This window comes from Cronobacter dublinensis subsp. dublinensis LMG 23823, from assembly GCF_001277235.1.
Taxonomy (GTDB): domain Bacteria; phylum Pseudomonadota; class Gammaproteobacteria; order Enterobacterales; family Enterobacteriaceae; genus Cronobacter; species Cronobacter dublinensis.
The window spans coordinates 1,113,217-1,126,516 of the sequence record NZ_CP012266.1 but is presented as its reverse complement, the minus strand read 5'-3'; the positions used below and the strand labels follow the sequence as shown (position 1 = coordinate 1,126,516).

10 protein-coding genes and 1 CRISPR repeat array are annotated in these 13,300 nt (G+C 57.6%); of the genes, 5 read left to right on the top strand and 5 right to left on the bottom strand.

All coding sequences use genetic code 11. The annotated features are described in order from the left end of the window. Positions 1-107 precede the first annotated feature (107 nt). From AFK67_RS05155 to AFK67_RS23355, 3 genes are all read left to right on the top strand, one after another. Entirely contained in the window at positions 108-1,154 is a 1,047-nt protein-coding gene (locus AFK67_RS05155; protein WP_007710416.1) for a PLP-dependent cysteine synthase family protein, read from the top strand. Positions 1,155-1,575: 421 nt separating this feature from the next. Further along, the gene (locus AFK67_RS05150; RefSeq protein ID WP_007710418.1) at positions 1,576-2,019 is read left to right on the top strand and encodes a hypothetical protein; all 444 of its coding nucleotides are present in this window, start codon (positions 1,576-1,578) and stop codon (positions 2,017-2,019) included. A gap of 11 nt (positions 2,020-2,030) precedes the next feature. After that, the gene (locus AFK67_RS23355; protein ID WP_235047923.1) at positions 2,031-4,751 is read left to right on the top strand and encodes a hypothetical protein; all 2,721 of its coding nucleotides are present in this window, start codon (positions 2,031-2,033) and stop codon (positions 4,749-4,751) included. 55 nt (positions 4,752-4,806) lie between these two features. Here AFK67_RS23355 and cof read toward each other — a convergent pair whose 3' ends face one another. After that, positions 4,807-5,607, bottom strand: coding sequence for an HMP-PP phosphatase (cof, locus tag AFK67_RS05135; RefSeq protein WP_007730965.1), 801 nt, complete (start codon positions 5,605-5,607; stop codon positions 4,807-4,809). A gap of 90 nt (positions 5,608-5,697) precedes the next feature. On the opposite strand from cof, the gene AFK67_RS05130 reads away from it, so the two are divergent. Next, complete coding sequence (locus tag AFK67_RS05130; RefSeq protein ID WP_038884075.1) at positions 5,698-7,428, top strand: SgrR family transcriptional regulator; 1,731 nt, start codon at positions 5,698-5,700, stop codon at positions 7,426-7,428. Positions 7,429-7,456: 28 nt separating this feature from the next. After that, positions 7,457-8,152 (top strand): 7-cyano-7-deazaguanine synthase QueC, encoded by a 696-nt coding sequence (gene queC, locus AFK67_RS05125; RefSeq protein ID WP_007730980.1) that lies wholly within the window; start codon positions 7,457-7,459, stop codon positions 8,150-8,152. Here the strand turns inward: queC and AFK67_RS05120 are convergent. The 4 genes from AFK67_RS05120 to ppiD all read right to left on the bottom strand — a co-directional run bounded on the left by AFK67_RS05120 (position 8,145) and on the right by ppiD (position 13,284). Continuing rightward, entirely contained in the window at positions 8,145-8,981 is an 837-nt protein-coding gene (locus AFK67_RS05120; RefSeq protein ID WP_050569282.1) for an MBL fold metallo-hydrolase, read from the bottom strand. The two genes, queC and AFK67_RS05120, sit on opposite strands and share 8 nt — an antisense overlap. 168 nt (positions 8,982-9,149) lie before the next feature. Then, positions 9,150-10,154: direct repeats of the CRISPR family, unit length 29 nt; unit sequence CGGTTTATCCCCGCTGGCGCGGGGAACAC. A gap of 213 nt (positions 10,155-10,367) precedes the next feature. Continuing rightward, complete coding sequence (locus AFK67_RS05115; protein WP_007731149.1) at positions 10,368-10,766, bottom strand: YbgC/FadM family acyl-CoA thioesterase; 399 nt, start codon at positions 10,764-10,766, stop codon at positions 10,368-10,370. Between the two features lie 125 nt (positions 10,767-10,891). After that, positions 10,892-11,260 carry a helix-hairpin-helix domain-containing protein gene (locus AFK67_RS05110; protein WP_007720319.1) on the bottom strand — a complete coding sequence of 123 codons (369 nt, stop codon included), beginning with the start codon at positions 11,258-11,260 and terminating at the stop codon, positions 10,892-10,894. Between the two features lie 146 nt (positions 11,261-11,406). Beyond that, a complete protein-coding gene (gene ppiD / locus AFK67_RS05105) occupies positions 11,407-13,284 on the bottom strand; it encodes a peptidylprolyl isomerase (protein WP_007720321.1) in 1,878 nt (625 codons plus the stop codon). Positions 13,285-13,300: the final 16 nt, after the last annotated feature.

The following is a 13,300-nucleotide window of genomic DNA, read 5'->3' as shown; positions in this document are numbered from 1 at the left end:
CCTCTAGAAAATTATTCTCCTATAGCAGCAACCCGCAGGCTAAAAGGCAACTTATTTTCCTGCGAGATGCTTTACGCTGGGCACAAATTGATAAACCGGAACGTAACATGTCCAGCACCTGGGTTCACCACGCCATTAATGAGATCCACGCCGACGCCCGGCGCACCGCGGATACCCATTTGATCCGCTTTACCCTGCCCGCTTTTCCGGGCATCTGGTTCTATCTTAAAGACGAAAGCACGCACCCCACCGGCAGCCTCAAACATCGCCTCGCGCGCTCGCTGTTTCTGTATGGCCTGTGTAACGGCTGGATCCGCGAAGGCACGCCGATTATCGAAGCCTCTTCCGGCTCGACCGCGGTGTCGGAAGCCTGGTTCGCCCGGATGCTGGGCCTGCCGTTTATCGCCGTCATGCCCTCCTGCACCGCGCGACGCAAAGTAGAACAAATTGAATTTTACGGCGGCCGCTGCCACTTCGTGCAGAGCGCCTGTGAAATTTACGAGGCGTCCGAAACGCTCGCCCGTGAGCTGCATGGCCGCTATATGGATCAGTTTACCTTCGCCGAGCGCGCGACCGACTGGCGCGGCAATAACAATATCGCCGACAGTATTTTTCGTCAGATGATCGACGAGCCGCACCCGATCCCCGATTACATCGTGATGAGCGCCGGCACCGGCGGCACCTCCGCGACGATTGGCCGCTACCTGCGCTACCAGGGCCACGCCACGCGCCTGATGGTGGTCGACCCGCAGAACTCGGTCTTTTACGATTACTGGCAGCAGCGCGACAGCGGGCTGAAAAGCGCGGTCGGCAGCCGCATCGAAGGCATCGGGCGTCCGCGCGTCGAGCCCTCGTTTATTCCCGATGTGATTGACGAAATGATGCAGGTGCCGGACGCGGCGAGCGTGGCGGCGATGCAGTGGCTGAGCGAGCTGCTGGGCCGCAAAGTGGGCGCCTCTACCGGCACCAATATGTGGGGCGCGCTGCAGCTGGCGGCGCGGATGCGCGAGGAAGGCCGCAGCGGCGCTATCGTGACGCTTTTATGCGACAGCGGCGAGCGCTATCTGGAGACCTACCACAACCCGGAATGGGTCGCGGCGACGCTTGGCGATATTTCGCCGTGGCGCGCCAGGATCAACGCCTTACTGCGCTAAGCGCGCGTAACGCTCAACCACTGCAAAGCGGCGATACCACGCCGCTTTTTTGTTATCCGCGGTTTTATGCCTGCTTTTTATTGGTGCGGTTAATTGCCTGTCTTTTCTCGCACGGTTTTACAAGAAAGAAATACGCCACGCCGCGAATATATATAATCCAAGCAAATGAATAATCACTTTTAATTTATTTAAGAAATACACCAATCACTTTTAAGAATTTATTAAAATCTATCTTCCTCAACTCTGTATAAAATCATCGTTCTTTCTCCCGGTATGCTGGCATAACCCCGCGCGCCTCTTGCGGTTAGCCAGTCTATTACTGGACCAAATTCGGGTGATCCCGGCACGCAATGCGTCAGGGATGGCTGGCATTCTGTCATCTGACAGAAATGAGACAGATAAGAGATAAAAAGAGATAAATATGTTGGATAAAAAAAACATTTATATTGCCGCAATGATGATGTCTTTAAGCGCCTGTACCACGACCGCCAAAAAAAGCGTGCCGGTAAAACCCAGCGCGCCGCAGACGGCGACAGCCGCAGCGGTTCAGCCGACACCCACGCCGGTGGAATCCATGAACCAGCTGGCGCCCGTCAACGATGACACCAAATTACGTCTTGAGCGCTGCCTCGCGGAAACCAAGCACCTGGCCGATATTAACCGTGAAAAATATCGCGAGCAGATCGACACGCTCTATCGCAGCATTAAAGCGACGCAATATTACGCCTCTATCAGTAACGATCTCTCCAATATTATGGTGGATACCATCACTCCGCTTTATCAGTTCCGCGTGAATGACGCCTGCAATACGATTTCGCAGTCTCTGCTGGCCGAGCTGAAAAAAGGCGCGGGAATTGCTAAATGAGAGGTGATGGGATGAAGGGAAGAATAACAAGCCGCAAAAGCGTGCTCTCCTGCATGCTGATGCTGGCGCTGAGCGGGCAGTCATCCTGGGCTGCGCAAAATAACCGTGTCGCGCAGGGAAATGATTTTCTCTCGACCATTCAGCAAATCGACGTGAAACCGATGGACTTCCCTGAACCCACCAGACGTCCGCAAACGCCGTCCGCCTCGCGCGCGCAGATAAACGATCTCCAGCAGGAAATTGCCCGGCTGAAAAAACAGCTCAAAGCGGCGGAACAGGAGAAAAAAAGCCTCGGCGCTTCCGACGCACTGGAAGCACAGAACGCGCAGCTACTGAAAGACAACAGCGCGCTTGCCAAAGAAAACGATCGTCTCAACCGCAGCCTGCAAAACGCGCAGCGCGATCAAGCCGTCACCACTACGCAGCAGGCCGCGCGTATTGAAGCGCTGGAGCAAAAAACCGCTGAACTTCAGGCGACGCTCGCCAGTAAAACCGCAGAGCTCGCGGCGCTTAAAAAAACAAGCGATACCCATGCCGTCAGCGAAAGCGCGCTGCAAAAACAGATTGCCCGCCTTGAGCAGGAAAAAGCCGCGCTCGCACAGCAAAACACGCAGAGCACAACGCGTTTTAACAATGATATGCAGGCACTGCGCGCTGAGCTGAATAAGCGCGCCGGAGAACTGGTCGCGCTGAAAAACGCGGGCGATAAACGCGTGCAAAGCGAAAGCGCCCTGCAAAAACAGCTCGCGCAGCTGGAGCAGGAGAAAGCGACGCTTGCGAAGCAAAACGCCCAGAGTGTTGACGCGCTGAACCAGAAAACCCAGGCGCTGCAGGCCGAGCTCGATAAACGCGCGGCTGATCTGGCGGCGCTGAAAAAAGCAGGCGCTGACCACGCGCAAAGCGAAAGTGCCCTGCAAAAACAGCTCGCGCAGCTGGAGCAGGAAAAAGCGACGCTTGCGAAGCAAAACACGCAAAGTGTTGACGCGCTGAACCAGAAAACCCAGGCGCTGCAGGCGGAGCTCGATAAACGCGCGGCTGATCTGGCGGCGCTGAAAAAAGCGGGCGCTGACCACGCGCAAAGCGAAAGCGCGCTGCAAAAACAGCTCGCGCAGCTGGAGCAGGAGAAAGCGGCGCTTGCGAAGCAAAACGCGCAGAGTGTTGGCGCGCTGAACCAGAAAACCCAGGCGCTGCAGGCGGAGCTTGATAAACGCGCGGCTGAGCTGGCGGCGCTGAAAAAATCTGGCGCTGACCACGCGCAAAGCGAAAGCGCCCTGCAAAAACAGCTCGCGCAGCTGGAGCAGGAGAAAGCGACGCTTGCGAAGCAAAACGCCCAGAGTGTTGACGCGCTGAACCAGAAAACCCAGGCGCTGCAGGCGGAGCTTGATAAACGCGTCAATGAGGTGGCCGCGCTGAAACAGCAAAACGACCTGCTGGAGCTTAAAACCAGTACGCTCAGCAAAGAAGAAAAAGAGAAACTGAAAAAAAACCAGGCGGAACAGGCTGCGCTGTTGCAAAAAAACCAGGCGGCAGAAGCGGCACTGAACGCGCAAATCGCCGCACTAACCGAGAAACTAAACGCCTCGACCGCGCTCGTTACCCGCACGCAGGAGAAAGCGACGGCGCTTGAGGCGGCGCTTGCCAGCATCAAGGGCAGCGAGAGCGATAAAGACAGAGCGCTACAGAGCCAGCAGCAACAGGCCGCGCAGATAGCGGCGGCCAAAGAGGCGCTGAACCAGCAACTCACCACTGCGCAGGCGGAAATCACGACGCTGAAGCAGTCGCTCACAGACAAAGAAAACCAGCTACAGGCGTCGGAAAAAACGCTGCTCGCGCTTAAAGCTGAGATGCAGACGGCGAAAGCGTTGAGCACGGCCACCGCGACCGACCAGCAAAAAGCGCAAACCGAGCTGGAGACGCTGAAACGCGCTAATCAGGAGCTTACCGATAAACTGGCGAGCCTGAACGCGGAAAACGCCGCGCAAAAAGCGCAGGCCGAGAAAGAGAAAGCCGAGCTGCTGGCGCAGGCGGAGAAGCTGAAAGCCGAGCTGCTGGCGCAGGCGGAGAAGCTGAAAGCCGGGACCGCCGCGCAGACGCAAACCGCCAGCCAAACCGGGCCGGAGGCGAACGCCGCCTCGCTCAAGGATAAGGCGAGCAAGCAGTCTTACGCGAACGGCGTGATGTTCTCGCGGCTGGTGCAAAAGAGCATGGATCAGATGACCGATCTCGGCATCAAAACGGATCTGCCGCTTCTGCTGATGGGTATCAAAGATGGCCTGGCGCAAAAAGTCGCGATCGAGCCGAAACTGCTGCTGACGTTACATGAATCGATGCTCAAAGAGCTGTCGAGCCGCGAAGAGAAGAAATACGAGGCGGGCATTAATCAACTTGAGAAAATAACCGCGCAGAAAAAACTGCTCAAACGGAACAAGTCGCTGTTCTTTATTCAGACCAAAGCGGGCAAAAAAGCCATCGCGCCCGGCGAGACCGTCAATGTCGCCTTTAAAGAGGCGACGGTTGATGGCCGCGTGCTCAATGATAACGCCAATGTGCCGGTGACCTATGACGAAAACCTGCCGTACATCTTCCAGCAGGCGCTGGAACTGGGTAAACGGGGCGGCGTGATGGAGGTTTACTGCTTCGCAGGCGATCTCTATAACCCGGACACCATGCCGCCGGAGCTTTTCAACTATTCGTTAATGAAGCTGACGGTAACGATAAGCGCCGGGAAGTAAAAAAAGCCGGGGATAGCCCCGGCTTGCTGGAATGCCTCATCATTCGGGGGAATCATTAAGGTGTCGTGTCCAGCCAATCCGTCAAATAGTGTGCGACTGCCTCACTGTTGCAATGCCCGATAACCGGCAGATGAGGCAGCGCCGCGATAAGCTCCGGCATCGCATTCCCCATAATCAGCCCCTTCCCCGCCAGCAATAACATTTCGCGATCGTTCATCGCATCGCCGAACGCCATACACTCCACCATGTCGATACCCAGGTGCTGAGCCAGCGCCTGTAATGCGGCGCCTTTATTGCAATCGGGCGGCAGAACCTCAAGGCAGTCGCTCGCGGAAAAGCACAGATGCGCCTGCGTACCAAGCGCATGGCTTAGCGCCGTGCGCAGCGTGCAGAGCGTGGCATGGTCGGCGACGAAGCAAATTTTCGTCACTTCATGTGCGGGAAGACGCTGCAGGTCGGTGAGCTGATAGCGAAAACCGCTCCAGCTGTGGGCCTGCAGCAGCGCCGGAATGTCTCTATCCGTGAGCCAGCCGCTGTCGTTAAACACATGCACGCTGGCGGAGGTGTTCCAGTGACCGTGCAGCACCGTGTCGGCGACCTGCGGCGGTAGATCGTTTGCCAGCAGCCGCTCGCCGGACGGCGCATGAATGCGCGTACCGTTACCGGTGATGAGAAAAGCGCCTGGCGCTATCTCCTGCAACATCGGGCGCATATCAAGCAGATGACGGCCCGTTGCGAACGCGAGCGTAACGCCGCGCGCCTGTAGGCGACGTAGCGTCGCCCGTGTTGCCTCGCCCGCGCGGTGATCGGGCATCAGTAGCGTACCATCCATATCAAAAGCAGCCAGTCGTACCATCTGTCATCCCTCCTGCGGTTGACAGGCAGTATTGCCTGGCATATACGGAACAAATAGTGAATAGTTACGAAAAATTGTTCCGGGTTTTCTATGCGCCTTCTGAACCGGCTTAATCAGTTCCAGCGCCTGTGGCAACCGTCGGAAGGCGAACCGCAGGCCGTCACTGTCGCAGAACTCGCCGCGCGCTGTTTTTGCAGCGAGCGTCACGTCCGCACGCTGCTGCGCCAGCTTGAAGATGCAGGCTGGCTGCGCTGGCGCGCGCAGTCGGGCCGCGGCAAACGCGGCGAATTAACGTTTCTGGTTTCGCCGCAAACCGTGCGCGCCGGCATGATGGAAACGGTGTTAAGCCAGGGCCAGCATCACAACGCGCTCACACTCGCGCAGCTCGCGTCCGGCCAGTTGCGTCAGCTGCTGCAGCCGTTTCTGGGCGGCCAGTGGCACAACGACACGCCGACGCTGCGCATTCCGTACTACCGCCCGCTTGAGCCGCTGACGCCCGGCTTTGCGAAAGGCCGCGCCGAACAGCACCTCGCCCGGCACATCTTCAGCGGCCTGACGAGGTTTACCCCGCACAGCGCGCACCCGCAAGGCGATATGGCCCATCACTGGCACGTGTCACCGGACGGGCTCAGCTGGCGCTTTTATCTGCGCTCCACCCTGCGCTGGCATAACCAGGAGCCGGTGGACGCCGCGCAGTTGCAGCGACGGCTGCAACAGTTGCTTGAGCTTGACGCCCTGCGCCAGCTCTTCGCCAGCGTAAACAACATTACCGTTGAACACTCACACTGCCTGCGCGTTGACCTGAACCGCCCGGACTACTGGCTGGCATGGCGGTTTGCCAGCCACGGCAGCTATCTGGCGCACCCGGACGACATATCGCTCGGCTGCGGCCCGTTCCGGCTTGCGGCATTCACCCCTGAACTGGTGCGCATTGAAAGCCACGCGTTTTATCACCTCGGGCATCCGCTTTTAAAAGCGGTCGAGTACTGGATAACGCCGGATCTGTTCGACAGCGCGCTCGGCACCAGTTGCCGCCACCCGGTGCAGATTGCTATCGGCCAGCCGGAAGAACTCCAGCATCTGCGCCCGGTGAGCAACAGCATCAGCCTCGGATTCTGTTATCTCGCCATTCGTCAGAACGGGCGCTTATCGCGCGCGCAGGCGCGCTGGCTGATGCAACTGATTCACCGCAGCGGCACGATCGACTCCCTGCCGCTTGATGAGCATCTGATCACGCCCAGCAATGAACTGCTGCCCGGCTGGGGGCTACCGACGTGGCCCGACGAACCGCCGCCGCCGCTGCCGCCTTCACTGACGCTGGTCTATCATCTGCCGGTGGAGTTGCCGGTCATGGCCCGCCAGCTTCAGGCGTTTCTGGCAGAGCGCGGATGCGCCCTGACGTTGCATTTTCATAACGCGAAAAACTGGGAGGGCTGCAGACTGCTGCCGCAGGCGGATATCGTGATGGGCGACCGGCTGATTGGCGAGGCGCCGGAGTATACGCTGGAGCAGTGGCTGCGCTGCGATCCGCTCTGGCGGCATCTGTTAACCGGTCCGCAGCGCGCGCACCTCGACGCCACGCTGGACGCGGTGCAAAGCCACCCGGACGATCGGAACCGCAATGCGGCGCTGCGCCAGGTCTGGCAGACGCTGATGCACGATGCCGTTATCACCCCACTGTTTAATTATCGCTACCAGATAAGCGCGCCGCCCGGCGTGAACGGCATCGAACTGAACGCGCTCGGCTGGTTTGATTTCAGCCGGGCGTGGCTGCCGCCGCCGCAAGAAGCTGGTGGGCGCGGCGATGCGGCGCTACCATAACGTTTTGCTATTCAATGACAGGGGCTTTATGAAACGTGCTGTTGTGGTCTTCAGCGGGGGCCAGGACTCCACCACCTGCCTGATTCAGGCGTTACATCAATATGATGAAGTGCATTGCGTCACCTTCGATTACGGTCAGCGTCATCGCGCCGAGATTGATGTCGCGAGCGCCCTTGCCGCATCGCTGGGCGCGCGGGCGCATAAAGTGCTGGATGTGACGCTGCTTAACGAACTCGCGGTCAGCAGCCTGACGCGCGACAGCATTCCGGTGCCGGATTACGATCCCGACGCCGAAGGGTTGCCGAGCACCTTCGTGCCGGGCCGCAATATTCTGTTCCTGACGCTGGCGTCTGTTTACGCGTATCAGGTGCAGGCCGAAGCGGTGATTACCGGCGTCTGCGAGACCGATTTTTCCGGCTACCCGGATTGCCGCGACGAGTTTGTGAAAGCGCTTAATCACGCCGTCACGCTCGGTATGGCGCGCGATGTGCGCTTTGAGACGCCGCTAATGTGGCTGAATAAAGCCGAAACCTGGGCGCTGGCGGATTACTGGGGAAAGCTTGATGTTATCCGTCAGCAGACGCTCACCTGCTATAACGGCATTCAGGGCGATGGCTGCGGCGAGTGCGCCGCCTGCCATCTGCGCGCCAACGGGTTGTCAGAGTATCAGGCGGATCGGCCTGCCGTGATGGCCGCGATGAAGCAGAAAACCGGGCTTAAATAGCCAGATTTTTACCGCTGACGCGTTCGAATTCGCGGGCGTCGTGGCTGCAAAACAGCGTCACGCCCGCGTTTATGTCTGCGGCCAGGTTCCGCAGCCTTTTCTGATTCGCCAGCCGCGCCGATTTGTCCTTCTGCATCATCCACTGATAAAAACGCAGCCCCGGCGTGCAGTGTGAGTCCACCGCCATCTCATCACGATAAAACCACGCGTCGCCGCCGTGCAGCATCCAGCCCTGCGGGGTATCAATCGCCACACCGGCGTGGCCTTCGGTATGTCCCGGCAGCGGGATCAGCAAAATTTCCGGCGGCAGGCCGTCAAGCGAGCGCACAGCGCTGAAACCAAACCACGGCTCGCCATGCGCCTGATAGCCATGCCAGCCCGACCGGTTACCCCACTGCCCTGGCCGATAGCGTGCGCTGTCAAGCCAGGTGCTTCGCCCGTCGGCGGCGGTCATTTCCCGCTGCATCAGATGCACCTGTGCCTGCGGGAAATCGCTGATGCCGCCCGCATGATCGAAATCCAGATGCGTCAGCACAATGTGCCGTACATCCTCCGGCTTAAAACCGAGCGACTTAATATGATGCAGCGCCGTTAATGATTCGCGATACTGAATGTTATTCAGCGCCCGGAAAAAGAGGGGCAAACGACGGCCAGGATGGCGCATATCGTCGCAGCCGAAGCCAGTATCCACCAGCACCAGTCCGTTATTTTGAGTTTCAATCAGCAGACAGTGGCAAATCAGATGCGCGTGCAACCCTTTGCTGAAGCCGTCATACAGCGCGCCGCCAAAAGGACACATACAACCGCAGTTAAGATGGTGTACCCGCATAGCCTCTCCTTCGTTGCGCAGTGTTGCGAAATTTCATGTTGGCTTTGAAGTATAAACGCTGCTGAAGAATATGGGGTTTGGGAGGGATTGCCCTGGCGGGTGGTTAGCTGGATATTCGGGCTGGCACGAGTGACAGAGATGCGTTTTTTGCGCCGCGGCGAACGGGTTCGGTTTATCCCCGCTGGCGCGGGGAACACCAGTATGAGCCAGGTAACCAATATCGCTCTTGCGGTTTATCCCCGCTGGCGCGGGGAACACGGTCAGGCGCAGCATGGTTAGCAATTTATTCGCGGTTTATCCCCGCTGGCGCGGGGAACACATTTTATGGTATCGGGTGAAAAACTACCCTGGCGGTTTATCCCCGCTGGCGCGGGGAACACAGCAGCAGCGGCTGATTGAAAGCCCGCGCGCTCGGTTTATCCCCGCTGGCGCGGGGAACACTCAAACTTAATTCCGTCAGTACCGCTAAAAATCGGTTTATCCCCGCTGGCGCGGGGAACACAGCAAGGCTGACCAGCGCGCGATTATCCGCCACGGTTTATCCCCGCTGGCGCGGGGAACACGATGAAATAAATTATAGGTTAACCTATATCATCGGTTTATCCCCGCTGGCGCGGGGAACACGGTGGCAATTATAGCGAAAGGCGGTAGCAGGAAGGTTTATCCCCGCTGGCGCGGGGAACACATTTGGTGAGATATGGCTACCAGAATCGAAATCGGTTTATCCCCGCTGGCGCGGGGAACACATACATGACTGACTTTGTTAACTCACAGTCAGCGGTTTATCCCCGCTGGCGCGGGGAACACTGTACAGTTGTTTTGGCGGGTATGGTGACGCGCGGTTTATCCCCGCTGGCGCGGGGAACACATTTCCGCCGCCCAGCGCTGGAGAGTAAGCATCGGTTTATCCCCGCTGGCGCGGGGAACACCTGCTTAATGCGCCTGCCGACGAAAGCGGAAACGGTTTATCCCCGCTGGCGCGGGGAACACGCCATTTTTGTTATTCACGGCGAGAACGACGGGGGTTTATCCCCGCTGGCGCGGGGAACACATCTCAGCCATTCTCGGTCACCGTTAACAGGCCGGTTTATCCCCGCTGGCGCGGGGAACACGGCGAGGTATGTCTGAATGCCGGTACGTGACGCGGTTTATCCCCGCTGGCGCGGGGAACACTCTAAAAACAACCTGCTGTTTTCTTTAAAATTTTATCGACCCCAACATTCTACCAACATTTACTTCACAACCCATCTTGTTAAAGAGCGGCTGCCCTGTTGATTTTAAAAGCCTTTTTTCAGCGTGCTTTCGAGCCGATAACATCTACCGGATTGTTCGCTTTCGGTAAGTGGAAGTCCATGACTACACGCACAGGCAGCGTGATTGCAGAATTTACCCTGTGATATTTTCCAGTTTTTCGCGCAGTTCGCCTTCAATCGGCAGCGCTTTCTGGGTTTTAAGATCGACACACACGAACGTGATGAGCGCGTCGGCGACCACCCCGTCTTCGGGCCCCAGCGTAATCACCTGGTTCAGCACCCCGCTTTTACCATTGAGCTGTTTCATCTCGCTGGTGATGGTCAGCATGTCGCCAAGCACCGCAGGACGGCGATAGTTGATGTTGATATTGACGACAATAAAGGCGATGTTGTGCGCCATCATCCATTTAAAGCTTTCGTCGTTTTCCAGCCCATCCCAGCGGGCCTCCTCAAGAAACTCCAGGTAACGCGCGTTGTTCACATGCTGGTAAACGTCAATGTGATAACCACGCACTTTGATTTGAGTCTGCATAGCGCTTGAACCTTTTCTTTTTTGTAAGGGATACAGGGTGATAAAAAAAACAGAGGCCACACCACTGGTATGACCTCTGTAGTCTGGCAAAGTTTTTCAACTCTGCAAGCGCGAAGGTTTAACGATTAGAGCCGGATCCGGGAAAGGTTACGCTCGACCAGCGAATTACCCATACCGGGCACCTGTTTAAGATCCTCAAGGGATTTAAACGGACCGTACTCTTCACGATAGCTGACGATAGACTGCGCTTTCTTTTTGCCAACGCCGTTCATCGCCTGCGCCAGTTCATCCGCCGTGGCGGTGTTGATGCTCACAGTTTCTTCCAGCGCTTGCGGTGCGCTTTCCGGCTTCGCCTGCGGCGCGGCGGCGGCAGGTTTTTCTTTCACCTGCTCTGCCTGAGCTTTTCCGGTAGAGGGTGTCGCGTTCGCCGCAGTGCAAAAGGTACCGCCAGCCAGCGCGACGGCGAGACAAAAGATTTTGATTCCACGTTTCATGCTGTGTTCTCCTTGTTTGTTAACAGCATCGCCACCTTAAGCGGACAGAGAACGCGGCTCAAACGCCGGATTTCAGAAATGGAAAAGGCCGCGAAAGCGGCCTTTGAGGTTTGCAGTGAATTGCAAAATTTGTGCGAGACGTCTCGTTATTGCTGCGGTGCTGCGCCGGTATCGCCAAACTTGATTTTGGCGTCTTTACGCAGGCCCAGCAGCAGCGCGTCGAATGCGATTTCCGCATTATTCTGGGTAAGACGCTGCGCCATCATTTTCTTCTGCGCTTCCGGCATGGTGCCGCTGCGAACGTCATCCAGCGCCAGCAGAACAACGTTGCCCTGCATGTCGTTGCCGATGCCGTAGCTCGGTTTGTCTTTCGCCGGCAGCGGCAGGGCGAAGACCGGCTGCGTCAGCGTATCCATCGTGCTGCGCTCGAAGGTTTTCGCCGGGCTGAAGGCAATGCCGGCCGCTTTCAGCGCATCGTCGCCTTTGCCTGCGTTCAGCGCGCTCAGCAGTTTCTGCGCATCGTCATTCGCTTGTTTAAGCGCTTTTTCATGTTTCACCAGCGCGGTCACCTGATCTTTCACCTCGGCAAGCGGTTTTTCCGCCTGCGGTTTGTGATCGGTGATACGCAGGACGAAAGCGCGATCGCCATCGACGGTGATGATGTCGGAGTTGCTGCCCGGCGTGCCGTTCTGGCCCAGCAGATTACCGCCAAATACCGCGTCGGTAACCGGTTTGAAGTTGATCTCCTGCGGCACGGCATCGCGGCTGAACCAGTCGGTCTGGACTGCTTTCACGCCAGCGGCTTTCTCGGCGCTCGCCAGCGACTCGTTATCGTTGTTCGCCGCGTCACTCACGGTGCGTTGCAGCGCGAAGAAGGCGTCGAGCGCTTTCTCCTGCTTCACTTTAGCGCTGATATCGTTATGCACTTCTGAAAGCGGCTTCACTTTGGCTGGTTCAATGTCGTCAAGACGCACAATCAGGAAGCCGACCGACGATTTGATAACGTCGGAAAGCTGGCCTTTCTCTTTCAGACCGGCGTTTTTGAACTCTTCCGGCGTGGTGCCCGGCTCGAGCCAGCCCATGTCGCCGCCGTTACGAGCCGTGATGACATCTACCGATTTCTCTTTCGCGAGCGTGGCGAAATCCGCGCCCTGTTTGAGCTGCGCCAGCACCGCTTTCGCGTCGGCTTCGGTTTTGGTCTGGATCAGGCTGTAGCGGTTGCGCTGCGGCTGACCGAACGCATCCTGATGTTTGTCATAGTACGCCTGAATCTCTTCTTCGCTGGCGTTCTCAGCGAGCGCGGCGGCGTCAAGCTTGATGTAGCTGATGCGGAACTGCTCAGGCGACATGAAGTTATTGGTGTGTTGCTGGTAGTAATCGCTGATTTCCTGTTCGGAAACCTGCTGCTTCTGCGCCAGCGCATCGATAGCGATAGTCGCGGTGCGCACCTGACGCTGCTGCGAGAACAGCGCGGCAAACTGATCGTTTTCGCCCGGCAGGATGAAGTCGCTGCCGACGACAGCGTTGACCAGTTGGTCGGTGGTGAGCTGGCGACGCAGCGCCTGCGCGTATTGATCGGCGCTCATGCCCATGCTGGTGATAATCGCGTTGTAGCGCGCGTTATCAAATTTGCCGTTTTCCTGGAACGCCGGATTTTTGAAAATAGCGTCACGCACCTGTTCGTCGCTGATCTCCAGATGGAGCGTGCGCGCGTACTGGTCGATCAGGGCTTCGTCAATCAGGCCCTGCAGCACTTCCTGGCGCATACTGGCCATGTATTTTTCATCAGCAGCGAGTTCCGAGAAGCGCTCGCCCATTCTTCTCTCACGGTTGTTGCGCTCCGCGTTAACCGCGTTCTCAAGCTGGGCCCGGCTTATCTCCTGGTCGTTAACTTTTGCGGCATAGTTGCTGTTACCGCCAATCAGGTAGTTACTCACGCCAGTCAGTATGAATGACAGGATAATCAAACCCAGAATGATCTTGAGCACGACGTGATTCGCCGCCGCGCGTAAATTGTCCATCATGGTGTAACAACACTCC

Coding starts and splice junctions, on each gene's coding strand:
- AFK67_RS05115 (WP_007731149.1), bottom strand. CDS start 10,766: ATGCAGACTCAAATCAAAGTGCGTGGTTATCACATTGACGTTTACCAG.
- AFK67_RS05120 (WP_050569282.1), bottom strand. CDS start 8,981: ATGCGGGTACACCATCTTAACTGCGGTTGTATGTGTCCTTTTGGCGGC.
- ppiD (WP_007720321.1), bottom strand. CDS start 13,284: ATGATGGACAATTTACGCGCGGCGGCGAATCACGTCGTGCTCAAGATC.
- cof (WP_007730965.1), bottom strand. CDS start 5,607: ATGGTACGACTGGCTGCTTTTGATATGGATGGTACGCTACTGATGCCC.
- AFK67_RS23355 (WP_235047923.1), top strand. CDS start 2,031: ATGAAGGGAAGAATAACAAGCCGCAAAAGCGTGCTCTCCTGCATGCTG.
- AFK67_RS05155 (WP_007710416.1), top strand. CDS start 108: ATGTCCAGCACCTGGGTTCACCACGCCATTAATGAGATCCACGCCGAC.
- AFK67_RS05110 (WP_007720319.1), bottom strand. CDS start 11,260: ATGAAACGTGGAATCAAAATCTTTTGTCTCGCCGTCGCGCTGGCTGGC.
- AFK67_RS05130 (WP_038884075.1), top strand. CDS start 5,698: ATGCGCCTTCTGAACCGGCTTAATCAGTTCCAGCGCCTGTGGCAACCG.
- queC (WP_007730980.1), top strand. CDS start 7,457: ATGAAACGTGCTGTTGTGGTCTTCAGCGGGGGCCAGGACTCCACCACC.
- AFK67_RS05150 (WP_007710418.1), top strand. CDS start 1,576: ATGTTGGATAAAAAAAACATTTATATTGCCGCAATGATGATGTCTTTA.